13 protein-coding genes and 1 pseudogene are annotated in these 21,582 nt (G+C 67.8%); 9 read left to right on the forward strand and 5 right to left on the reverse strand.

What is annotated here, in order from left to right:
- The first annotated feature begins 44 nt into the window (after nt 1–44).
- Together putA and AzCIB_RS03805 are read left to right on the forward strand one after the other, a co-directional pair.
- Nucleotides 45–3,704: a trifunctional transcriptional regulator/proline dehydrogenase/L-glutamate gamma-semialdehyde dehydrogenase gene (gene putA, locus AzCIB_RS03800; protein ID WP_050414661.1), complete on the forward strand. Its 3,660-nt coding sequence runs from the start codon at nt 45–47 to the stop codon at nt 3,702–3,704.
- A 44-nt stretch (nt 3,705–3,748) separates the two neighbouring features.
- Nucleotides 3,749–5,521, forward strand: a complete 1,773-nt coding sequence (locus AzCIB_RS03805) for an autotransporter assembly complex protein TamA (protein WP_050414662.1) — start codon at nt 3,749–3,751, stop codon at nt 5,519–5,521.
- 19 nt (nt 5,522–5,540) lie between these two features.
- Here AzCIB_RS03805 and AzCIB_RS03810 read toward each other — a convergent pair whose 3' ends face one another.
- From AzCIB_RS03810 to AzCIB_RS03825, 4 genes are read right to left on the reverse strand one after another with little or no spacing between them, the layout of a single operon-like run.
- The gene (locus tag AzCIB_RS03810; protein ID WP_232299349.1) at nt 5,541–7,250 is read right to left on the reverse strand and encodes a putative bifunctional diguanylate cyclase/phosphodiesterase; all 1,710 of its coding nucleotides are present in this window, start codon (nt 7,248–7,250) and stop codon (nt 5,541–5,543) included.
- 38 nt (nt 7,251–7,288) lie between these two features.
- Nucleotides 7,289–8,686 carry a cyclic di-GMP phosphodiesterase gene (locus tag AzCIB_RS03815; RefSeq protein WP_232299350.1) on the reverse strand — a complete coding sequence of 466 codons (1,398 nt, stop codon included), beginning with the start codon at nt 8,684–8,686 and terminating at the stop codon, nt 7,289–7,291.
- Between the two features lie 6 nt (nt 8,687–8,692).
- Entirely contained in the window at nt 8,693–11,278 is a 2,586-nt protein-coding gene (locus AzCIB_RS03820; RefSeq protein ID WP_198149610.1) for an EAL domain-containing protein, read from the reverse strand.
- A gap of 5 nt (nt 11,279–11,283) precedes the next feature.
- The gene (locus AzCIB_RS03825) at nt 11,284–12,744 is read right to left on the reverse strand and encodes an ABC transporter substrate-binding protein (RefSeq protein ID WP_050414664.1); all 1,461 of its coding nucleotides are present in this window, start codon (nt 12,742–12,744) and stop codon (nt 11,284–11,286) included.
- Nucleotides 12,745–13,049: 305 nt separating this feature from the next.
- Here AzCIB_RS03825 and AzCIB_RS03830 point away from each other — a divergent pair, with 305 nt between their 5' ends.
- Entirely contained in the window at nt 13,050–14,246 is a 1,197-nt protein-coding gene (locus AzCIB_RS03830) for an amino acid aminotransferase (RefSeq protein WP_050414665.1), read from the forward strand.
- 180 nt (nt 14,247–14,426) lie between these two features.
- Here AzCIB_RS03830 and AzCIB_RS23630 read toward each other — a convergent pair.
- Nucleotides 14,427–14,543: pseudogene (locus AzCIB_RS23630) on the reverse strand (CoA transferase); the annotation flags it as partial.
- Between the two features lie 403 nt (nt 14,544–14,946).
- Between AzCIB_RS23630 and groES the strand changes: the two are divergent.
- The 6 genes from groES (at nt 14,947) to AzCIB_RS03860 (ending at nt 21,564) form a co-directional block, all read left to right on the forward strand.
- On the forward strand, nt 14,947–15,237 hold the full coding sequence (gene groES, locus AzCIB_RS03835) for a co-chaperone GroES (RefSeq protein WP_004311482.1): 291 nt from the start codon (nt 14,947–14,949) through the stop codon (nt 15,235–15,237).
- 45 nt (nt 15,238–15,282) lie between these two features.
- Nucleotides 15,283–16,938 carry a chaperonin GroEL gene (gene groL / locus AzCIB_RS03840; protein ID WP_050414667.1) on the forward strand — a complete coding sequence of 552 codons (1,656 nt, stop codon included), beginning with the start codon at nt 15,283–15,285 and terminating at the stop codon, nt 16,936–16,938.
- Nucleotides 16,939–17,269: 331 nt separating this feature from the next.
- The gene (locus tag AzCIB_RS03845; protein WP_050414668.1) at nt 17,270–17,956 is read left to right on the forward strand and encodes a response regulator transcription factor; all 687 of its coding nucleotides are present in this window, start codon (nt 17,270–17,272) and stop codon (nt 17,954–17,956) included.
- Nucleotides 17,931–19,415, forward strand: a complete 1,485-nt coding sequence (locus AzCIB_RS03850) for a sensor histidine kinase (protein WP_050414669.1) — start codon at nt 17,931–17,933, stop codon at nt 19,413–19,415. The genes AzCIB_RS03845 and AzCIB_RS03850 overlap by 26 nt, the downstream gene beginning before the upstream one ends.
- Before the next feature lie 128 nt (nt 19,416–19,543).
- Nucleotides 19,544–19,852, forward strand: coding sequence for a DUF485 domain-containing protein (locus AzCIB_RS03855; protein WP_050414670.1), 309 nt, complete (start codon nt 19,544–19,546; stop codon nt 19,850–19,852).
- Nucleotides 19,849–21,564 (forward strand): cation acetate symporter, encoded by a 1,716-nt coding sequence (locus AzCIB_RS03860; RefSeq protein WP_050414671.1) that lies wholly within the window; start codon nt 19,849–19,851, stop codon nt 21,562–21,564. Before AzCIB_RS03855 ends, AzCIB_RS03860 begins: the two co-directional genes overlap by 4 nt.
- Nucleotides 21,565–21,582 lie beyond the last annotated feature (18 nt).

The following is a 21,582-nucleotide window of genomic DNA, read 5'->3' on the forward strand; positions in this document are numbered from 1 at the left end:
GCGGGTGGAGACCCCGCCGGGAATCCTTTGCGGAGTTTTCCCCCATGAGCACCCAGAACAATCCTGACCTTCTCGCCGCCATCCCTGCCGACCCGCGTCCGGAACTGCGCCGGCATATTTTCGACGCCTGCCGCAGCCCCGAGCCGCAATGCGTGCCGCCGCTCGTCGAGGCCGCGCGCGTCGACGCGGTCATGCAGCGGCGCATCCATGACCTTGCGCGCCAGTTGGTCGTCGGCCTGCGCTCGAAGCGCGCCCGTTCGAGCGGCGTCGATGCGCTGATGAAGGAATTCTCGCTGTCGAGCCAGGAAGGCGTCGCGCTGATGTGCCTGGCCGAGGCGCTGCTGCGCGTGCCCGACAAGGCGACCGCCGACCGCCTGATCCGCGACAAGCTGTCGCGCGGCGACTGGGGTGCCCACCTCGGCCAGAGCCCGTCGCTTTTCGTGAACGCGGCGACCTGGGGGCTGCTGATCACCGGCCGTCTGGTCGCGACACGCAGCGAGGAGGGGCTCGCCAGCGCGCTCTCCAAGCTGCTGACGCGCGGCGGCGAGCCGCTGATCCGCAAGGGCATGGACCTGGCGATGCGTCTGCTGGGCGAGCAGTTCGTGACCGGACGCACCATCGAGGAAGCGCTGGAGCGCGGCGCCGAGCGCGAGACGCGCGGCTACCGCTACTCGTTCGACATGCTCGGCGAGGCGGCCATGACTGCGGCGGACGCCGAGCGCTACTACAAGGATTACGTGCACGCGATCCACGCGATCGGCAACGGCTCCGCGAAGCGCGGCGTGGTCGACGGCAACGGCATCTCGGTGAAGCTCTCGGCGCTGCATCCGCGCTACAACTGGGCGCAGCGCGAGCGCGTGCTCGGCGAGCTGCTGCCGAAACTGAAGCTGCTGTGCGAACTGGCGCGCGGTTACGACATCGGCCTCAACATCGACGCCGAGGAGGCCGACCGGCTCGACATCTCGCTGGACCTGCTCGAAGCGCTGGTCGAGGACAAGGACCTCGCCGGCTGGGACGGCATCGGCTTCGTCGTGCAGGCCTACCAGAAGCGCGCCCCCTTCGTGATCGACTGGATTGTCGACCTCGCCCGCCGCAACCAGCGCCGCCTGATGGTGCGCCTGGTGAAGGGCGCCTACTGGGACGCCGAGATCAAGCGTGCGCAGATCGACGGGCTGGAGGGCTATCCGGTGTATACGCGCAAGGTATACACGGACGTGTCCTACCTCGCGTGCGCGAAACGGCTGCTGGCCGCGCGCGACGTGATCTATCCGCAGTTCGCGACCCACAACGCGCACTCGATGGCGTCCATCATCCACATGGCCGAGGGCGACTACCGCAACGGCGAGTACGAGTTCCAGTGCCTGCACGGCATGGGCGAGCCGCTGTACGACCAGATCGTCGGCGACCCGGCGCTGCGCCGCATGGTGCGCATCTATGCGCCGGTAGGCAGCCACGAGACGCTGCTCGCCTACCTGGTGCGCCGATTGCTGGAGAACGGCGCCAACACGAGCTTCGTGAACCTGATCGTGGACGAGAACGTGCCGGTCGAGGAACTCGTCCGCGATCCGGTCGCGCTCGCCGAGCCGCTCGCCGGCTCGCCGCATCCGCGCATCCCGCTGCCCAAGGACCTGTACGGACAGGGGCGGCGCAATTCGCAGGGCTTCGACCTGTCGAGCGAGCCGGTGCGTTCCGCGATCGCCGCCGCGCTGGTACAGAGCGGCAGGCAGCGTCATGCGGCCGGGCCGCTGGTGGCCGGTCTCGTGATCGAAGGTTCGCCGCAGCTGGTGCGCAATCCCGCCGACCTGGAGGATGTCGTCGGGGAAGTCATCGAGGCGGACCTGGCGGAAGTCGAGGCGGCGCTGTGCGCGGCCGAGGCGGCCGCGCACGACTGGGCGGCGCGTCTGCCGGTGCAGCGTGCCGAGTGCCTCGAGCGCACCGCGGATCTGCTCGAACGCGACGGGGCGGCGCTGATCGCGTTGGCGGTGCGCGAGGCCGGCAAGTCGTGGTCGAACGCGATCGCCGAACTGCGCGAGGCGGTCGATTTCTGCCGCTATTACGCGCAGCAGGCGCGTGAGCTCGACAACGCACAGCATCTGCCGCTGGGGTCGGTGCTGTGCATCAGCCCGTGGAACTTCCCGCTGGCGATCTTCGCCGGACAGGTCGCCGCGGCGCTCGGCGCCGGCAATCCGGTGCTCGCGAAGCCGGCCGAGCAGACGCCGCTGATCGCGGCCTGGGCGGTGCGCCTGTTCCGCGAGGCGGGGGTGCCGGATGCGGTCGTGCAGCTGTTGCCCGGCCGCGGCGAGCTCGTCGGTGCGGCGCTGGTGCGCGATGCGCGCGTGCGCGGGGTGATGTTCACCGGCTCGACCGAGGTCGCGATGATCATCAATCGCACGCTCGCCGCGCGTGGCGGCGACGTGCCGCTGATCGCCGAGACCGGCGGCCAGAACGCGATGATCGTCGATTCGACGGCGCTGCCCGAACAGGTCGTCGGCGACGTGATCGCGTCGAGCTTCGATTCGGCCGGTCAGCGCTGCTCGGCCCTGCGCGTGCTGTGCCTGCAAGAGGACATCGCGGACCGCGTGATCGAGATGATCGAGGGCGCGGCGCGCGAGCTGACGGTCGGCAACACCGCCGACGTGCGTTCGGACATCGGCCCGGTGATCGACGCCGAGGCGCAGGCCGGGCTGCTCGGCCACATCGAGGCCATGCGCAAGGATGGCGCGAAGGTGTTCCAGCTGCCGCTTCCCGGGGCATGTGCGAAGGGCACATACGTGCCACCGACGATGATCGAGATCCGTTCGCTGTCGCAGTTGAAACGCGAGGTCTTCGGCCCGGTGTTGCACGTGCTGCGCTTCCCGGCGCGCGAGCTGATGCGCGTCGTCGACGAGGTGAACGCCACCGGCTACGGCCTGACGCTGGGCATCCATTCGCGCATCGACGAGACTATCAACGACATCGTCGCGCGCGCCCATGTCGGCAACATCTACGTCAATCGCAACATGATCGGCGCGGTCGTCGGCGTGCAGCCCTTCGGCGGCGAAGGCCGCTCGGGCACGGGTCCGAAGGCGGGCGGGCCGCTGTACCTGCATCGCCTGCTGCGCCGCAGCGCAGGCGCGGAGTTCGCGACGGCAACGGCTGTGCCGGAGCTCTTCGAGCGCTTCGCCGCGTGGGTCGACGAGGCGGGCCGCGCGCTCGTGGAGGGCGACGACACGATGGCGCTGCGCCTGCGCGCCGAGGCCTACCGCAGCCATCACCTCGCCAACCTGCGGCTCGCGCTGCCGGGGCCGACCGGCGAGGACAACAGCCTGAGCTTCAGGCCGCGCGGCACGGTCGCGGCGGTGGCGGGTTCGATGGCCGGTCACTGCCACCAGCTGATGGCGGCCCTCGCGACCGGCAACGGCCTCGTGCTGGGCGAGGATGCGCTCGCGCGCAAGTTCCTCGCGGCCTTGCCGGCGGAGATCGCCGGGTGCGTGCGCATCGACGCGAAATGGTTCGACGGCGAGTTCGGGGCGCTGCTGTTCGAGGGCGAGGAGGGGGCCGCGGACGAGTGGCGCGTGCGCCTCGCGCGCCGCGACGGTCCGATCCTGTCGCTGGTGCGTCCGCAGCCGGAGTACGACCTCGGCCGACTGGTGGCCGAGCGCACGCTGAGCATCAACACCGCGGCGGCGGGCGGCAATGCGAGCCTGATGGCGATGGGCAACTGAGCGTAACGGCGCGCAGCAGCGGTCGTGGCCGGTACAATCCGGCCATGACCGTCCGTCGTGTCCGAGCGTCCGGCGCGCGCGCGTTCGTGGCGCTGTGCCTTGCCCTGCTGCCGCCACTCGCCGCGGCGCAACAGCCCCTGCGCGTGCAGCTCGATGCGCCCGAGAGCGTACGCCTGCTACTCGAACGGCACCTGCGCATCCTCAACCGGTCCGACCAGACGCTGCCCGCCGAGCGTGCCGACCGTATCGCGCTCGCGCGCCGTGCGCGGCGCGAGGCGGCCGAGCTGCTCGCGACCGAGGGCTATTTCTCGCCCGAAGTGCGGCTGGAGCGCGAGGACGAGGACGACTGGAAGCTCACCGTCGTGCCGGGCACGCCGGCGAAGGTCGTCGCCGTCGACGTGCAGTTGGAAGGTGCGCTGGGCGGCGAAGGCGAGGCGCTCGCGGTGCGGCGTGCGCAGCTCCGCAATGCCTGGCCGCTCGCCGCCGGGCAGGTGTTCCGCCAGTCGGCCTGGGACGATGCCAAGCGGCGTCTCCTCGATGATGTCGCATCGCGCGACTACGCCGCGGCGCGGATCGCCGACAGCCGTGCCGAGGTCGATCCCGATGCGGCGACCGTGCGCCTGGCCGTGACGGTCGATTCCGGCCCGCCCTTCTTCCTCGGCCCGATCGAGGTGTCCGGGCTGAAGAATCTCCCGGCCGATCTCGTCGAGCGTTTCAGCAGGCTGCAGCCGGGTCGCCCGTTCAATCAGGACGAGCTGCTGGCGCTGCAAGGCACCCTGCAGAACGTACCGCAGTTCGCCTCGGTCGTTGTCGACATCGAGCGCGACCCCGCGCTCGCCGCGGCGGTGCCGGTGCGCGTGCAGGTTTCCGAGGCGCGCTCGCGCCAGCTCGGCTTCGGTGCCGGTTATTCGAGCAATACCGGCTTCCGCGGCGAGATCAGCTGGCGCGACATGAACCTGTTCGGCCGCGGCTGGGAGCTCGCCAGCGCCCTGCGCGTGGAGCAGCTGCGCCAGTCGCTGTTTGCCGACGTGTTCCTGCCGCCCGCGCCGGAGGGCCATCGCGACAGCGTCGGCGCCGCGGCCGAACACAGCACCGTCGAGGGACTCACGCTGATGACGCAGGCGGTGGGTGTGGCGCGTACGAACACCCGTGCGATCGCCGGTGGCACCACGATCGATACGCGGCTCGCGCTGCGCCTGCAGCAGGAGGAGCGAAAGCTCGACGGCGGCGACACGACCCGGCGCAAGGCATTGACGCTGAACTGGTCATGGACGCGGCGCATGGTCGACGACGCGCTCGATCCCCGTCGCGGCGACGTGCTGCAGGTCGAGATCGGCGGCGGCTCGCGCGCCTTGCTGTCGGACCAGAACTTCGTGCGCCTGTACGGTCGCTACGTGCGCTACCTGCCGGTGGCCGGGCGTGACGTGCTGATCCTGCGTGCGGAGGCCGGTGCGACGCTGGCGAAGAGCCGCGACGGCGTGCCGCAGGATTTCCTCTTCCGCACCGGCGGCACCCAGACCGTGCGCGGCTACGCCTACCAGAGCCTCGGCGTGCAGGAGGCGGATGCGATCGTCGGCGGGCGCTACCTCGCGGTGGCGAGCGCCGAGTACGTGCATTGGTTTCGGCCGCAGTGGGGCGCGGCGGCCTTCATCGACGCGGGCGATGCGGCAGACGACCGCGATATTTTCGAGCTGAAGAAGGGCTACGGCGTCGGCGCGCGCTGGAAGAGCCCGGCCGGCCCGCTCGCCCTCGACCTCGCCTGGGGGCAGGCGGAGCGGCGCCTGCGTCTGCATCTCGGCATCGCGATCGCGTTCTGACGACGGGCGTGGAGCGGGCTCAGTCCGGGTTGCGTGCCCTCACCCAGGGCACGAAATCCGCCGCCGGCATCGCCCGGGCGTACAGGAAACCCTGCGCGAGGTCGCAGCCCATGCGTCGGAGCTCGTCCGCGGTGGATTGGTCCTCGACCCCTTCGGCCACCACGCGCATCCCGAAACCGTGCGCGAGCGCCTGCACCGTGGCGACAATCGCGTGATCGCGGGTCGAGCGCAGCATGTCGCGCACGAAGAGCTGGTCGATCTTGAGCTCGCTGACGGGAAGGTCGCGCATGTAGGCGAACGACGAAAACCCCGTGCCGAAGTCGTCCAGCGACACGCCGCAGCCGAGCGCGCGCAGGGCCTGGATCACGCGGCCGGCGCGATCGCGATCCGAGATGAGGGCGCCTTCGGTGACTTCCAGCACCAGGCTGGGCGCGGGAACGCGCCAGGTCGCAAGGGTCTGGGCGACAAGGTGGGGCAGGTCCTCGTCGTGCAGGTCTTCGGCGACGAGGTTGAGCGACACGGGTATCTCGATGCCCTGCGCATCGAGTTCGGACAGCGTGCGCACCGTCTGGCCGAGGATCCAGCGCGTCAGATCGGGCATCAGGCCCAGACGGCCGGCGATATCGATGATCTTCGGCGGGGAAACCCATTCGCCGTCCTCGCGTTGCCAGCGCAACAGCGCCTCGGCGCCCGCGCAGCGACCGGTGCCGAGATGGATCTGCGGCTGCAGCCAGATCTGGAACGGAGGATGGGCGATCGTGCGCGCGATGTCGCGCTCGAGGTCGAGTTCGTGCTCCATGCGCGCGATCATGTCGGCGTGGAAGCACACCACCGGCATGTCGGCGCGGATCGCGCGAAGCAGTGCGGCGCGGGCTGCGTGCTCGAGATCGTAGGCGGTGTCGCCGTCGTCGGGCGCGCAAGCCGTGCCCGCATGGATCGCGCCGCGCAGTTGCGGGATGCCGTGCTCGGGCGAGCGTTCGCAGATTTCGATCAGCCGGCGCGCGGCCAATTGCACCTGGCCGGTGCTGCGCAGTTCGGGCATGATCAGCGCCCATTCCTGGTCTGCGATCGAGCACAGCATGTCGCCGGGGCGCAGCGCGCTGCTCATCGCGTCGCCGAGCTGCCTGCGCAGCCGGTCGCGCTGCGCGCTGAGCTGCTGCGGGCTTCCCGTCCCCCAAGTGACGTGCAGGAGCAGCAATCCGACGGGCTTTCGCTCCGGCTGGTTCATCCAGCGCTCGAGCGTGTGCACGAACTGCGTGCGCGTGGGCAGGCCGGTCAGCGGGTCGACGCCTTCGCCGGCAGCAAGGCGCCGGTCGAGCCGCGCGAGCGAGGCGGTCGTCAGCGTTGCCTGCACCGCCTGCGCAAGCTTCGCCGCCGCGACGACGATGTCGCAGTCGGCGCTTCCCGGCGGGTGGCCGTCGGCATGCAGCGAGGCGCGCACCGCTTCGACGAGGCAGGCGCAGGCGGCGGCCGGCAGGGTCGGCTGGCTCCCGTGCTGCTGACAGTCCAGCCACGTTCCGACGAGCGCTTCGAGCCATTCGTTCGTGCCCCATAGCGGCCGGTCGAGCAGTCGCGCATACAGCACGGTATCGGCGGGCACGGGCGGACGGGCGTTATTGCGCTCGAGGCATGCGGCAAACGCGGCGTCGAGCGCACCGGCGGGGACGGTCAGCGCGAACGCCCGCAAGGCCGCTGCATCGGCTGCGGAATAGCCGACCACGGCGAGCATTTCGGCCGCGCGGCTGGGGAGGGCGGGCGAGGGCGCGGTCAGGATAGGTAGAACTCCGACGGGTCGATGCCATAGGCGCCGGTGGGCAGTGCGCGCAGGATCCGGTACGGTTCGCCGGCCGGTGTCAGCGGCGAGTAGAGCAGATCCAGTGTCGGCGGATGATTGTTCGGCGTCTTGTCGGAGCACAGCAGCACCAGCACCCGCGGCTGCAAGCGCCGCACGCGGTTCTGTGCGATGACGACGGCGACTTCGCCGGAATTGAGTTCGACCAGCGTTCCGGCGGGATACAGGCCGATGCACTGGATGAAGCCGTCGACGACGTTGGCCGAGAACTTCACGTCGCGCTGCCGGCCCAGCGCTTCGAGCGCTCGCTGGGTGCTCAGCGGCTCGTCGTAGGCGCGCTTGCTCGTCATCGCGCAGAAGGTGTCGACGAGGCCGGCCATCTCGGCGCGCAGGCCGATGGCCCCGTCGCGCAGTCCGGCGGGGTAGCCCGAGCCGTCGATGCGTTCGTGGTGCCGGCTGACGATCTCGAGCAGGCCCGGAATCGGATTCGCGTCCTGCAGGATGATCTGGGTCGAGAACTCGACGTGCGACTTGGCGATCTCCATTTCGATGCGGCTCAGGCGGCCGGCCTTCTGCAGCACGCGTTCGGGCAGGCGGAGCTTGCCGACGTCCTGCATCATGCCGGCGACGCCCAGCACGGTCGCGCCGTCCTCGGAAAAGCCCATGCTGTGGGCGAACACCATCAGGTGCACGGTGACGTCGAGCGCGTGGTGGTAGCTGTAGCGGTCGTACTTCTTGAGGCGGATCAGCCACAGCAGCGCGTCGGGGTTGCGCTTGACGCTCTGCAGCATGTCGTCGACGCACTCCGTCACCTGGGCGATGTCCGGCTTGCGGTTCTCGCGCACGTCCGCGATGACTTGCTCGAACACCGCTTCGGCCTCCGCCATCACGGGAGACGCGCGGACCAGTTCGCGTTCCACGGAGTGGGTTTCGGGCCGGTCGCCGACCGCATCGCCTGCGAGCCGGCGTGCTGCGGCCGCGTCCAGGCCGCCCTTGCGCACGAGTGCGAGCGCTTCGAGAAAGCTCAGCTGGTTGCCGCTGGCGCCCGGTCCGGCATCCGTTACCGCCTGGCGTGCCGCCGCATGGCCCGCGTGCTGCGCCCCGGCGTCGTCCTGCGGGGGGGCATAGTGCTCCCCGATCGAGCGGCTGCGGTCGATGTAGATGAAGCGGCAGCATTCACCCAGCTGTTCGAGCGTCCTGTCGTCGTCGATCAGGAAGCCCTGCAGCAGGAAGGGGGTGCCGACCCACGGGCGGTCGAGCTCGACGACGAACATGCCCAGACGTGCGCCGGTCGCTGCGATGAGCTCCCTCCGCCCGCCCGACTTGTCGTCAGCGCCCGGTCTGCCCGGTCTCGTTCCGCCGCCCTTGCCCATGTCCTCTCATGATGAGAATGCCCGTCGAGTAGGATTGTGCACCCAATCAGCGACAAAATCTTCAGGCGGAATCGGCGGACCGAAAAGATATCCTTGCAGGACGTCCGATTCCTGGTCGGTGAGGAAGCGCGACTGGACCTCGGTCTCTACCCCCTCGGCGACCACGCGCAGACCCAGCGCGCGGGCCATGCGGATGGCAGCGACGACCAGCGCACAGTCTTCGGCGTCCTCGGAGAGGTCGCGGATGAAGCTGCGGTCGATCTTGATCGTGTGGAAGGGGAAGGCGCGCAGGTAACTCAGCGACGAGTAGCCAGTGCCGAAGTCGTCGAGGGCGACGGTGACGCCGATCGCCTCCAGCGCCAGCATCGCCTCGCGCACTTCGCCCGGGTTGCGGATCAGCAGCCCTTCGGTGACCTCGATCTCGAGCTGGTTGCGCGGAATCGCATGGCGCTCGACGCAGGCCCGGATCGTGTCGACGAGGCCGGGCGTGGCGAACTGGCGCGGCGAGACGTTCACCGCGATCACGAACTCGCCGCCGCAGGCCTCGCGCCAGCGCGCCGCGTGGCCACAGGCCTGATCCAGCACCCAGTTGCCGATGTTCACGATCAGCCCGCTCTGTTCGGCGATGGGGATGAAGCGGTCCGGCGGCACACGCCCGAGCACCGGGTGGGTCCAGCGCAGCAGCGCCTCCGCGCCGACCAGCCGGCAGTCGCGCGCGGCCACCAGCGGCTGGAAATGCACCTGCAGTTCGCCGCGCTCCAGCGCACCGCGCAGCTCGCGCTCCATCTCCATGCGTGCGACCGAGTCGTCGTGGATCTTCTGGTTGAAGAAGCGGAAGGTGTTGCGGCCCGCATCCTTTGCTTCGTACATCGCCAGGTCGGCATTGCGCAGCAGCACCGACGGATCGTTGCCGTCGTCGGGGAAGAGCGATACGCCGATGCTGGGCGAGGCCGCGAACTCGCGCCCCTCGATCTGGAAGGGCGGCGCGAAGGCCTGGATGATCTTGGCGGCGACCGCGTCGGCATCGCTCGCCTGCGCGACGCCGAGAATGATGAGGAATTCGTCTCCGCCCAGGCGCGCGACGGTGTCCTCGGCCCGGATCACCGAGCGCAGGCGCACGGACGCCTGGCACAGCAGCTCGTCGCCAGCGACGTGGCCGAGCGTATCGTTGATCTGCTTGAAGTTGTCCAGATCGATGAACATCACGGCGCACATCGTGCCCTCGCGCGCCGCGCGCCCGGTTGCCTGCTGCAGGCGGTCGAGTGCCAGCGTGCGGTTCGGCAGCGCCGTGAGGCTGTCGTAATAGGCCTGGTAGGCGACCTTCTCCTCCTGGGTGCGCCGTTCGGTGATGTCCTCGCGCATCAGCAGGAGGTGCTCCGCCCGGCCCTGCTCGGTGCGCATCGCGACCAGGCGCAGGTGCTCCCAGTATTCGCTGCCGTCGGGGCGGCGGCTGCGGCGCTCGCCATCCCAGTCTTGGGCGGCCAGCAGGGCGGTGCGGAATTGCGCGTCGACCTCCCGGCTGCGTTCCGGGTCGGCCGCCTCGGGCAGCGAACTCGCCAGCCGCGCGTCGGCGGGACGGCCGGTGACGCGCACATAGGCCGCATTGGCATACTCCACGCTGCGGTCCGCGCTTGCGATCAGCACCCCGATGGGGTTCTGCTCGACAGCCTGCGACAGCATCCACAGCCGCGCATTGGCCGTCGCCAGCGCCTGGGTGCGTTGCGCCACGCGATCCTCGAGATCCTCCTGGGCGGCGCGAAGGCTTCGTTCGCGCGACACGACGATCTCCTGCATGGCGTTGAACGCCTGGCCCAGGTCGCTGATCTCGTCGTTGCCGGAGATGGCGATCGGCTCGCGATGCTCGCCCGCGGCAAGCCGGGTCGCGGCATCGCGCACCGTGCGCAGCCGGCGCGACAGCGAGCGCGCGAAAACCACCAGCCCCGCTGCGAGGAACAGGAAGCCGCCCAGCGACAGCATGAGGAAGAAGCGCTGCTGTCGCTGCTGCTCGTCGCGCGCCTGCCGGTAGGCTTCGGTGGCGGCCTGCTCGGTCGCGCCGACCAGTTCGCGCAGGATCGACGAGATCGCCGCGTGCGCCGTGCGCGTGCGCGTGCTGGTGATCGCCTCCGCGGCGGCAAGATCCATCTTCCCCGCGAGCTGGATGACTTCCTGCAGGTCGCCGCGGTAGCTGGCCCAGTGCCTTTCCAGCCGCCGCGCGTCGTCCGGGCGCGAGGACGCGAGCACGGCGAGGAAGGGCGCCAGTTCCGCGGTCATCGCCTCGATTTCCACCTGCATGCGTTCGGCGTATTGCGGCAGCGCGAACACGTCGCGCACCGTGGGCAGTTCGAGCTCCAGCGTGCGCAGCTCGTTGCTGCGCGTCTGCAGGCGATGCGTTGCGGCGAGCGGCTGCACCTGGCGGATGACGGTATCTTCGAGGCGCTGCTTCGCATCCTCGAGCACGCGGTTGCCGATCAGCAGGATGGCCACCACGAGCAGCCCGCCCAGCGCGAACATCGTAGACAGCCGCACCAGCAGCGACTGGCGGAAGGGGCTCCGCCGGACCGGCACGGCAACCACCGGGGAGGGGGTGTGCATGTGATTCATTGCCGGCTACCGAACTGGCGGCGGAACTCCGCCCACTGCCGGACCTGCTCGGGCCGGCCGAGCTTCTCGGTGATCTGTTCCCACTCGCTGCTCGTGCGGCTCATCGCTTCCTGTGCCCCGATCTCGCCGCGGGCGGCGGCGGTCAGGTTGCGGTCGAGCGCGGCGAGATACTGGGCATCGCCGCGCAGTCCGGTGCCGGCCGGCTGCGTCACGGCCCATTCCCCAGCGAAGGCGTCGACTGCTTCCGGCGTGTAGATCTTGTGGATGCGCGCGTCGCGCAGGTGGTTCCAGCGATACGGGTCGGCAAATCCACCCGCCACGCCGATCGAGCGCGTCGATACGTCGGCGTCGGTCAGCCACATCGCGTACAGGAAGGCGAGGCGCGCATTGCGCGCCGACTGCGGAATCACGAGGTTGTTACCGTAGATCAGCGTGTTCTGACGCACGATGCGGTTATCTACGCGCGTGCCGGGCAGCGGGACCGCTGCGAACTTGCCGCGCACCGCCGAGCCTTCCGAGTTGAACATGCGCGCACCGGCGATGGTGTTCATCGTCGCGAAGGCCTTGCCCTGGGCAAACTGCGGCAGCGTGAAGTTGTAGTTCCGGCCCGGATCGGTGATGCCTGGCGGCGAGTATTTCACCAGCGCGACGTAGTTTTCCGTTGCGGCGATGGCGCCCGGGGTGTTGAGACGCGGCCGCATCTGCTCGTCGAACAGCTCCGCGTGCGGTGCGACGGACGACAGGAAGCGCGGCATCCAGAACATCCAGGCGCCTTCCTCGTCGCGCTCCTCGGCCGCTCCGTAAAGGCCCTGCGTCGGACGGTGGAAGAAGCGCACCAGATCCTCGTACTCCGTCCAGGTCTTCGGCGGCGCGAGCGGGCGCCCGTGGAGCTTGCGGAAGGCTGCCCGTTCCTGCGCGTCTTCCATCAGGTCGCGCCGCAGGTACAGCAGCACCACATCGCCGTCGGCCGGAATGGCGACGGTGCGCTCGCCGGCCTTCGACTGCAGTTCCGGGCGGATGTACCCGTCGCTGACGTTGTCGTCGAAGCGGTAGCCGTATTCGGCCATGAGCGGCCCGATGTCGGTGATCAACCCGTCCGCCAGCAGGTCGGGATACTCGTGGTTGCGCGCCACGAAGATGTCGATGTCGGGGGTGCTGCGCAGCGTCTCGCGGATCGGCTGCTGCGGCACGATGTGCACGTCGAGCACGATGCCGGTCAGGCTCTCCCACTCCTTCTGCAGCGCCAGGTCGGTGCCGAGGAATGCATTGACGTTGCCCTGCTTGAACCCCAGGGTGAGCCGGGAGCCCGCAGGGATCTGGCCCGAGGCGACCAGCTTGCGCACGGCGGCCACCGCCTTGTAGGCCTGCTCGCCGGCCGATGCAGCGGGGGCGACGAGTGCACCGGCTGCGCACAGGGCAGCCGCGAGCAGCGGGACAAGGAATGTTCTTGAAGGCATGGCGGGTTGCATCCGTCCGTATGGCTATAACCTAAGGCGTATTCGCAATATTGTCACACAAAGTTACTAATTCCATGTCGCAGGGATGGTTACCACACGCTCGGCGGCACTCCGTGGCGCGGGCGATCATCACTGCCCATATTATCCCGCATGCCCCCCCCGAGCGATGCCTGGCCGGTCCGATGGGCGACGCGCGGACCCGATCAGATACACTCCCGTACTTGCACGCCTGCGCGCGCCGTGTCGCTTCGGCGCCGCCGCGAGCGACCGTTCAACCCGACCGATTACCGCGGAGCCGCTTGCCCATGTTCGAACACGTCGACGCCTATCCCGGCGACCCCATCCTCACCCTCGTCGAAACCTTCATGCACGACCCGCGTGCGCAGAAGGTCAATCTCGGCATCGGCCTGTACTACGACGAAGAAGGCCGCATTCCGCTGCTCGGCTCCGTGCGCAAGGCCGAGGTCGCACTTGCCGCGACCCCGCTGCCGCGCTCCTACCTGCCGATGGAAGGCGCGGCCGACTACCGCGCCGCCGTGCAGCGCCTGCTGTTCGGCCCGGAACATGCCGCGCTCAAGGCCGGGCGCATCGCCACGATCCAGACCATCGGCGGCTCGGGCGCGCTCAAGGTCGGTGCCGACCTCCTCAAGCGCTACTTCCCCGCCAGCGAGGTGTGGGTCAGCGACCCGACCTGGGATAACCACCGCTCGATCTTCGAGGGCGCCGGCATCGCGGTGCATGACTACCCCTACTACGACGCGGCCACCGGCGGTGTGCGCTTCGCCGACATGCTCGCGACGCTGAAGACCCTGCCGGCGCGCGCCATCGTGCTGCTGCATCCGTGCTGCCACAACCCGACCGGTGTCGATCTGTCGCAGGAGCAGTGGCGCGAAGTCATCGCCGTCGCGAAGGAACGCAATCTCATCCCCTTCCTCGATATCGCCTACCAGGGCTTCGGCGACAGCCTCGACGACGACGCCTTCGCCATCCGCGCGCTTGCCGATGCCGGCGTGAGCTTCCTCGTCAGCAACTCCTTCTCGAAGAACCTCTCGTTCTACGGCGAACGCTGCGGCGGCCTCTCCATCGTGTGCAAGGACGCCGAGGAGGCCTCGCGCGTGCTCGGGCAGATGAAATTCACCGTGCGCCGCAACTACTCCAGCCCCCCCTTCCACGGCGGGCGCGTCACCGCGATGGTGATGGACGACCCCGCGCTGTACGGCGAATGGACCGGCGAGGTCGACGCGATGCGCGACCGCATCCGTGCGATGCGGCGGGAGCTCCACGAAGTGATCACTGCGCGCGTGCCCGGGCGCGACTTCAGCTACTTCATCAAGCAGCGCGGCATGTTCAGCTATACGGGCCTGAGCCCCGAGCAGGTCGACCGCCTGCGCGAGGAGTTCGCCGTGTACCTCGTGCGCTCCGGCCGCATGTGCGTCGCCGGCCTCAACACCCGAAACGTCGCGTACGTCGCTGAAGCGATGGCTGCGGTCCTCAAGGACTGAGGCCGCGCCGCCTCCCCCGATCCGCCGGGGGAGGGCGCCGGGCAGTTGCGGCCGGCCTGGCTGGCCGTTCCGCATTGGTCGCAAAACGTGGGTTGCCGGCCAGCGCAGCGAGGATCGCGTTCGCGGCGTACAGCCCGGTGAGTCAGCGCCGTGCTCGTCCTTCAGCCACGGCGGCCCCTAAGTGCGGGTGTCGTATCCCGAGCCGGGGTGTTCGACTTTGATCACGTCGGCACCCAGATCGGCGAGCATCTGGCTGCACGAGGGGCCTGCCAGGATGTGCCAAAGAGCGTTTGCCATGCCCGGCCTCGACATGCGGGACACCCCCGGTCCACGCCGTGGCCGGAATGTGTCGTGTGAAAAATTGTGAGCTGCAGGCGCTAAGGCGAAGCAGCGGCCCGGTCACGTGCCGGGGCGCGGGAGTTCACGACGATTCCGCCGTCGGCGCTTCACGTCCGGGATCTGCCCAGGGTTCATGCTATGAAACACGGCGAAGCGGAGCAAACGACATCTTCGAAGGGATTCGTGCGCCTTTGGCACTTCGAGATTTATCGTCGGGCCGCACTTGAAATACCAAAAGTGCGTCCCTATTATTAGCACTCGTTGGCAATGAGTGCTAACGGTCCCGGGGAACCCCCGCGGCCACAGCGAATTTTCCAGACGGGCCATGCCCGTGCTCGATGTGATAACAAGGAGTGACTCAATGAAAATCCGTCCCTTGCATGATCGCGTGATCGTCAAGCGCCTCGAAGCCGAACGCAAAACCGCCAGCGGCATCGTGATCCCCGACTCGGCCGGCGAGAAGCCCGATCAGGGCGAAGTGCTGGCCGTCGGCAACGGCAAGATCCTCGACGACGGCAAGGTTCGTCCGATGGCCGTCAAGGTTGGCGACAAGGTCCTGTTCGGCAAGTACGCCGGCCAGACCGTCAAGGTCGAAGGCGACGAGCTGCTCGTCATGCGCGAAGAAGACATCATGGGTGTCGTCGAGGCCTGAGTGCCCCGGTCGGACCGATCCAAAGAATTCAAGGAGCAATGAAGAATGGCTGCAAAAGAAGTCAAGTTTGGTGATTCCGCCCGCGACCGCATGGTTGCCGGTGTCAACGTCCTGGCCAACGCCGTCAAGGTGACCCTCGGCCCGAAGGGCCGCAACGTCGTGCTCGAGCGCTCGTTCGGCGCCCCGACGGTGACCAAGGACGGCGTGTCCGTCGCCAAGGAAATCGAACTGAAGGACAAGTTCGAGAACATGGGCGCGCAGATGGTCAAGGAAGTCGCTTCCAAGACCTCCGACATCGCCGGTGACGGTACCACCACCGCGACCGTGCTGGCCCAGTCGATCGTCCGCGAAGGCATGAAGTACGTCGCCGCCGGCATGAACCCGATGGACCTGAAGCGCGGCATCGACAAGGCTGTCATCGCCACCATCGAAGAGCTCAAGAAGCTGTCGAAGCCCTGCTCGACGAACAAGGAAATCGCCCAGGTCGGTTCGATCTCCGCGAACTCGGACTCGGATATCGGCGAGATCATCGCCCGCGCGATGGACAAGGTTGGCAAGGAAGGCGTCATCACCGTCGAAGACGGCAAGAGCCTGAACAACGAGCTGGACGTCGTCGAAGGCATGCAGTTCGACCGCGGCTACCTGTCGCCCTACTTCATCAACAACCCGGACAAGCAGGTTGCCATCCTCGACAACCCCTTCGTCCTGCTGTTCGACAAGAAGATCTCGAACATCCGTGACCTGCTGCCGGTGCTGGAACAGGTTGCCAAGGCCGGCCGTCCGCTGCTGATCGTTGCCGAAGACGTCGATGGCGAAGCGCTGGCCACCCTGGTCGTGAACAACATCCGTGGCATCCTGAAGACCTGCGCCGTCAAGGCTCCGGGCTTCGGCGACCGCCGCAAGGCCATGCTGGAAGACATCGCCGTGCTGACCGGCGGCCAGGTCATCGCCGAAGAAGTCGGCCTGACCCTCGAGAAGGCTGCCCTGACCGACCTCGGTCAGGCCAAGCGCATCGAAATCGGCAAGGAAAACACCATCCTCATCGACGGCGCCGGCCAGACCGACCGCATCGAAGCGCGCGTCAAGCAGATCCGCGTGCAGATCGAGGAGGCCACCTCCGACTACGACCGTGAAAAGCTGCAGGAACGCGTGGCCAAGCTGGCCGGCGGTGTGGCAGTCATCAAGGTCGGTGCTGCGACCGAAGTCGAAATGAAGGAAAAGAAGGCCCGCGTCGAAGACGCGCTGCACGCGACCCGCGCTGCGGTCGAAGAAGGCATCGTCCCCGGCGGCGGTGTTGCGCTGCTGCGTGCCCGTGTCAGCCTGGCCAGCCTGAAGGGTGACAACCACGACCAGGACGCCGGCATCAAGATCGTGCTGCGCGCGATGGAGCAGCCGCTGCGCGAGATCGTCGCCAACGCCGGTGACGAACCCTCCGTGGTGGTGAACAAGGTTGTCGAAGGTTCGGGCAACTTCGGCTACAACGCTGCTACCGGCGAGTACGGCGACATGGTCGAGATGGGCGTGCTGGATCCGACCAAGGTCACCCGCACCGCGCTGCAGAATGCCGCCTCCGTGGCCAGCCTGATGCTCACCACCGACTGCATGGTTGGCGAGGCGGCTGAAGACAAGCCGTCGATGGGCGCCGGCATGGGTGGTATGGGCGGCATGGGTGGTATGGGCGGCATGGACATGGGCATGTAATGTCCCTGAGGTCCGACTGAGGCCCGCCTCAGTCAGGCCTCATGTACCCAGGCATTCGTGCCCGGCACAACGGCCCCGCTTCGGCGGGGCCGTTGTGCTTTCTGGCGGACGCCATGCGCGCAAGAACGGGCCTCGATGCGCGGTGGCGCTCGAAGCATGTGATAATCGGGGGGACGGACAAAAAAGGCGGTCGGGAGTTTCCGGAGAATTCTGTCGGAAGCTCCCGGGAGTGGGCGCGCTGGCGGCGCGGCCATTCCTCTGACCGGGTAAAGGAGAACAGCGGGTGTAAATCTAGGCGCGCCCGCTTACATGTAACTTACATCCTGATTCCATGCGGATTCTGCTTGCGGAAGATGATTCCGTCATTGCCGACGGCTTGTGCCGTGCCCTCAGGCGTGGCGGTTTTGCGGTCGATCACGTGGCTTCCGGCGCCGAGGCCGATACTGCGCTGGCATCGCAGCCCTACGATCTGGTGATCCTCGACCTGGGCCTGCCGCGCCTGCCCGGTATCGAGGTCCTGAAGCGCCTGCGTGCGCGCAAGTCGACCATTCCGGTCCTGATTCTCACCGCCCAGGACGGCGTCGAGGATCGCGTGCGCGGCCTCGATGCCGGCGCGGACGACTACCTCACGAAGCCCTTCGCGTTGCCGGAACTGGAGGCGCGCGTACGCGCGCTTACCCGTCGCGGCACCGGCCAGGCGCGCTGCATCGAGGTCGGCAGTCTCTCCTACGATCAGGCTGACCACGTCGTGAAGATCAACGGCCAGGTGGTCGAATTCTCCGCGCGCGAGATCGGCCTGCTGGAAGTATTCGTCCTGCGGGTGGGGCGCCTCGTCAGCAAGGACCAGCTCGTCGATCACCTGTGCGGCTGGGGCGAGGAAGTCTCCAGCAACGCGATCGAGGTGTACGTTCACCGCCTGCGCAAGAAGCTCGAAGACAGTGGCGTGCGCATCGTGACGGTACGCGGGCTGGGGTACTGCCTGGAAACGGTGGATGCTGGCCAGGCGGCGAAAGCCTGACAAGACGGCGGCGGGCGCACGCTCGCCGGCGCAGCCGAACTCGCTGTTCGGCGAGATCCTCGACTGGATGCTCGCGCCGCTGCTGTTCCTGTGGCCGATCTCCATCATCGTCACGCACAACGTCGCCGACAACATCGCCAACCAGCCGTATGACCGCGCGCTCGCCGACAGTGTGCGCGCCTTGGCGCGCCTGGTCTCGGTGGAGGAGGGGGGCAAGGTCGCGGTGCATTTCCCCGCGCCGCCGCGGGCGCTGTTCCGAGCCGACCAGGATGACGTCGTCTACTATCAGGTCGCGCACGAGGGGGGCGACCTCATCACCGGGGATCGCGAAATCGGCGGGGCGTCGGCGCCCCCGATCCTGATTCCCGAGGACGTGCTGTACCGTGATGACGTCATTCATGGCGAGGAAGTGCGTATCGCGTACCAGTTCCTGCGTCCCTGGCCCGAACCCGTCAGTCCCCTTGTGCTCGTTCAGGTCGCCGAAACCCGCAACAAGCGCAGCGACCTCGCCTCGCGCGTCGTCACGGGCGTGCTGCTGCCGCAGTTTGCCATCATCCCGCTCGCGGTCGTGCTGGTGTGGGTGGGGCTCACGCGCGGCATCGCGCCGCTCAACCGCCTGCAGAGCCTGATCCGCCGCCGTCGTCCCACGGATCTCTCGCCGATCGCGGCAGCGAGCGTACCCGAGGAAGTCCGCCCGCTGATCGTCGCCTTCAACGACATGATGGCCCGCCTCGAGCAAAACCTTCAGGCCCAGCAGCGCTTCATCGCCGACGCCGCGCACCAGATGCGCACGCCGCTTACCGGGCTGCGCATGCAGACCGAACTCGCGCTGCAGGAATCCGATCCTGTCATGCTGCGCGAGTCGCTGTCGCGCATCGCCCAGAGCACGGAGCGCGCGAGCCACCTGATCAACCAGCTGCTGTCGCTCGCACGCGCCGAGGCGAGCTTCGAGAAGCTTTATGCGGTGGAAACTATTGATCTGCGTGCGCTGGTGCGGGACGTCGCGCTGGATCTGTTTCCCCGCGCCCAGGCAAAGAACATCGACCTCGGCGTGGAGGGGGGCTCGGACCCCCTGACGGTCGAGGGCAACCCGGTGCTGCTGCGCGAGATGATCAAGAATCTCGTCGACAACGCGATCAAGTACACGCCCGCGGGCGGCAGCGTCACAGCGAACACGCGTTACGCCGGCGCGCCGATTCTGGAGGTCGAGGATACCGGCGTCGGTATACCCGAAGCCGACCGCGAGCGCGTGTTCGAGCGCTTCTACCGGGTGCTCGGAAGCGGCGAGGACGGTTCCGGCCTGGGGCTGCCGATCGTGCGCGAGATTGCCGAGCTGCATCGTGCGACCGTCACCCTCAATCCCAATTCAGGTGGGCGGGGTACGTTGGTGCAGGTCGTCTTCCCGCGCGGTCATGTCCCGCCGCCGATCCAGGTGTACGGTGATTTCCCGCTCGGTTAGGCGGGACGGCCGGCCTTGCGGTCGGATGCTCTCCTGTAAGCGCGCGTAAGGGCGTCGTAAGTCTCCCGCTTTAAGGTTGCGGCAACCGGAGAAAATTCCCGGCTGACCACCGCTTTAAGGAGGGAGACATGCAAAACGATATGGTGACAAGAATCGTCGCCAACCCGAAGTACCAGAAGCTCGTGAGCGCCCGCTCGTCGTTCGGCTGGATTCTGACGGCGATCATGATGGTCGTGTATTACGGCTATATCGCAGTCATCGCGTTCAACAAGGACCTGTTCGCACAGCGCCTCGGCGACGGCGTCATGACCGTGGGTATTCCCGTCGGTCTCGGCGTGATCGTGTTTACGGTCATCATCACCGGCCTCTATGTCCGTCGCGCGAACTCCGAGTTCGACGCGCTGACCCGGGACATCGTCAAGGAGAGCAGCAAATGAGCGGCCGCTTCATGAAATACGGCGGCGGGCTCGCGCTCGCCCTGGTAGCGGGCGCCGCACTGGCGGCGGGCGCTGACCTCGGTCAGGCCGAGAAGCAGGCGACCAACTGGACCGCGATCCTCATGTTCGCGGCGTTCGTGGCCGGCACGCTGTGGATCACCAAGTGGGCTGCAGCCAAGACCAAGTCGGCGGCCGACTTCTACACCGCCGGCGGCGGCATCACCGGCTTCCAGAACGGTCTGGCGATCGCCGGCGACTACATGTCGGCCGCGTCCTTCCTCGGTATTTCCGCCGCGGTCATGGCCAACGGCTACGACGGCCTGATCTACTCGATCGGCTTCCTCGTCGGCTGGCCCGTGATCACCTTCCTGATGGCTGAACGCCTGCGCAACCTCGGCAAGTTCACCTTCGCCGACGTCGCGGCGTACCGCTTCAAGCAGACCCCGATCCGCGCCTTTGCGGCCTCGGGTACGCTGGTCGTCGTGGCCTTCTACCTGATCGCGCAGATGGTCGGCGCCGGCCAGCTGATCAAGTTGCTGTTCGGCCTCGAGTACTGGATGGCGGTCGTCATCGTCGGTGCGCTGATGATGGTGTACGTGCTGTTCGGCGGCATGACCGCAACCACCTGGGTGCAGATCATCAAGGCCTGCCTGCTGCTCGCCGGCGCGTCCTTCATGGCCTTCATGGTGCTGCTGTCCTACGGCTTCTCGCCGGAAGCGCTGTTCGCCGACGCGGTGCGCGTCAAGGCCGGCGTGGCAGCCGCTGCAGGCAAGACTCCCGAAGAGGCCGGCATTCTCGGTCAGGCGATCATGGGACCGGGCTCCTTCATCAAGGATCCGATCTCCGCGATTTCCTTCGGCATGGCGCTGATGTTCGGTACGGCTGGCCTGCCGCACATCCTGATGCGCTTCTTCACCGTGCCGGATGCCAAGGAAGCACGCAAGTCGGTGTTCTGGGCGACCACCTGGATCGGCTACTTCTACATCCTCACCTTCATCATCGGCTTCGGCGCGATCGTGCTGGTCTCGACCAACCCGCAGTTCCTCGATGCGAAGGGCCTGATCGGCGGCAGCAACATGGCCGCTATCCACCTCGCCAACGCGGTCGGCGGCAACGTGTTCCTCGGCTTCATCTCCGCGGTTGCGTTTGCAACGATCCTGGCGGTGGTTGCCGGTCTCACGCTATCGGGCGCTTCGGCGGTGTCGCATGACCTCTACGCCACGGTGTTCAAGCACGGCAATGCCGACTCCGCGTCCGAACTGCGCGTCTCGCGCATGACGACGGTGGCGCTGGGCATCATCGCGGTCGTCCTCGGCATCGCGTTCGAGAAGCAGAACATCGCCTTCATGGTGTCGTTGGCCTTCGCGATTGCGGCTTCGGCCAACTTCCCGGTGCTGTTCATGTCGGTGTTGTGGAAGGACTGCACGACCCGCGGCGCGTGCTGGGGCGGTTTCCTCGGCCTGACTACCGCGGTGGTGCTGACGGTCGTGTCGCCGTCGGTGTGGGAAGCCACGCTCGGCAACCCGAAGGGGTCGGCGCTGTTCCCCTACACCTCGCCGGCGCTCTTCTCGATGGCCGCGGGCTTCATCGGCATCTGGCTGTTCTCGATCCTCGACAACAGCGCGCGTGCCAAGGAAGACCGTGCGGGCTACCTGGCGCAGAAGGTGCGTTCGGAAACCGGCATCGGGGCGGAAGGCGCCTCGGGCCACTAAGATCCGCGACGCCGCCGG

The organism is Azoarcus sp. CIB (genome assembly GCF_001190925.1).
Classification (GTDB): Bacteria; Pseudomonadota; Gammaproteobacteria; order Burkholderiales; family Rhodocyclaceae; genus Aromatoleum.

What these genes read in the sequence shown, in the direction of transcription:
- AzCIB_RS03815 (WP_232299350.1), bottom strand. Translation starts at nt 8,686, where the DNA reads ATGGGCAAGGGCGGCGGAACGAGACCGGGCAGACCGGGCGCTGACGAC.
- AzCIB_RS03855 (WP_050414670.1), top strand. Translation starts at nt 19,544, where the DNA reads ATGCAAAACGATATGGTGACAAGAATCGTCGCCAACCCGAAGTACCAG.
- putA (WP_050414661.1), top strand. Translation starts at nt 45, where the DNA reads ATGAGCACCCAGAACAATCCTGACCTTCTCGCCGCCATCCCTGCCGAC.
- AzCIB_RS03820 (WP_198149610.1), bottom strand. Translation starts at nt 11,278, where the DNA reads ATGCACACCCCCTCCCCGGTGGTTGCCGTGCCGGTCCGGCGGAGCCCC.
- AzCIB_RS03825 (WP_050414664.1), bottom strand. Translation starts at nt 12,744, where the DNA reads ATGCCTTCAAGAACATTCCTTGTCCCGCTGCTCGCGGCTGCCCTGTGC.
- groES (WP_004311482.1), top strand. Translation starts at nt 14,947, where the DNA reads ATGAAAATCCGTCCCTTGCATGATCGCGTGATCGTCAAGCGCCTCGAA.
- groL (WP_050414667.1), top strand. Translation starts at nt 15,283, where the DNA reads ATGGCTGCAAAAGAAGTCAAGTTTGGTGATTCCGCCCGCGACCGCATG.
- AzCIB_RS03810 (WP_232299349.1), bottom strand. Translation starts at nt 7,250, where the DNA reads ATGCTCGCCGTGGTCGGCTATTCCGCAGCCGATGCAGCGGCCTTGCGG.
- AzCIB_RS03845 (WP_050414668.1), top strand. Translation starts at nt 17,270, where the DNA reads ATGCGGATTCTGCTTGCGGAAGATGATTCCGTCATTGCCGACGGCTTG.
- AzCIB_RS03850 (WP_050414669.1), top strand. Translation starts at nt 17,931, where the DNA reads ATGCTGGCCAGGCGGCGAAAGCCTGACAAGACGGCGGCGGGCGCACGC.
- AzCIB_RS03860 (WP_050414671.1), top strand. Translation starts at nt 19,849, where the DNA reads ATGAGCGGCCGCTTCATGAAATACGGCGGCGGGCTCGCGCTCGCCCTG.
- AzCIB_RS03830 (WP_050414665.1), top strand. Translation starts at nt 13,050, where the DNA reads ATGTTCGAACACGTCGACGCCTATCCCGGCGACCCCATCCTCACCCTC.
- AzCIB_RS03805 (WP_050414662.1), top strand. Translation starts at nt 3,749, where the DNA reads ATGACCGTCCGTCGTGTCCGAGCGTCCGGCGCGCGCGCGTTCGTGGCG.